Raw genomic sequence first — 844 nt, 5'->3', positions numbered from 1 at the left:
AAACAGAAACCTGCTGATAAAACACCGTGGCGACATGACAAAACGCCAGAGCAAAAACCGTAAGCGCATTATTCGTCTTGTGGAACTCTGGCCTGAGTCATTCAACCGGGAAAAAAACAAAACCACTTAAAGTGGGGATACCTGACGACCTGATACAGGATATCGCCATCCGAGAACTGGCGTTTGGCGCTGGTACATTACATGCAGCAGTGGCGTCTTATGTGCAGTCTCCGCGCTATTACCGTGCGTTAATAGCAGGTGGCGCCCGTTACAACCTGAACGGTCAGCCGTGCGGGGAAGTGACACCACAGGAACAGAAAGAGGCAGAGACCCGTTTAATGATGCTGAATGACCGACGAAAAGACAGAAAACCTCGTTGACTGCACAACAGCGCTGTTCACTGAGCTGTAATCAATGTACAGCGCTGTACCGGGCGATGGGTAATACCGGTCACAACCGGTAACCCCAGAGACAATGCAACTGTTTTTAACGCAATATACTGGCCGGATGTATCACCCCGGGCAGCCTGAAAACACCTTTCCACCCGGCATTGTCCGTCAGCACTTATCACCCGCCATGTCTGTTGCAATAAATCCACCCGTTGCGAACATTCTTCATCAACCGTGGCACTGACCCGTGGATGGCAAATGCTCGTCTGGCTGAGCAGCAACAGGCATCGCATTGTTGCTCCTCCATGTTGTTCCCGCAACCAGCGTAATACCACCGGTGGTGCTGGACTGGCCGTGTGATTACGTTCAGTAATACGCTCGTGCACCTGTCGGTAAAAGGAAGTACAGAATGCATGAATCTGTTGTCCGTTGATGTTTCCTTCTGCCGAATGGAG

General features: G+C 51.2%; 2 pseudogenes. One reads left to right on the top strand and one right to left on the bottom strand.

Features of this window, described 5'->3' with window-relative positions:
* A pseudogene (locus ACJHYR_RS27945) lies at nt 1–380 on the top strand (ProQ/FINO family protein); the annotation flags it as partial.
* Between the two features lie 17 nt (nt 381–397).
* Here ACJHYR_RS27945 and ACJHYR_RS27940 read toward each other — a convergent pair.
* Nucleotides 398–844, bottom strand: a pseudogene (locus tag ACJHYR_RS27940) (hypothetical protein); the annotation flags it as partial.

Origin of the sequence: Escherichia sp. WS1450, assembly GCF_046487395.1 — a bacterium.
In the GTDB taxonomy this organism is placed as follows: Bacteria; Pseudomonadota; Gammaproteobacteria; order Enterobacterales; family Enterobacteriaceae; genus Escherichia; species Escherichia coli.
Note: the sequence above shows the minus strand (reverse complement) of the source record. Positions and strands in the feature narration are given on the sequence as shown.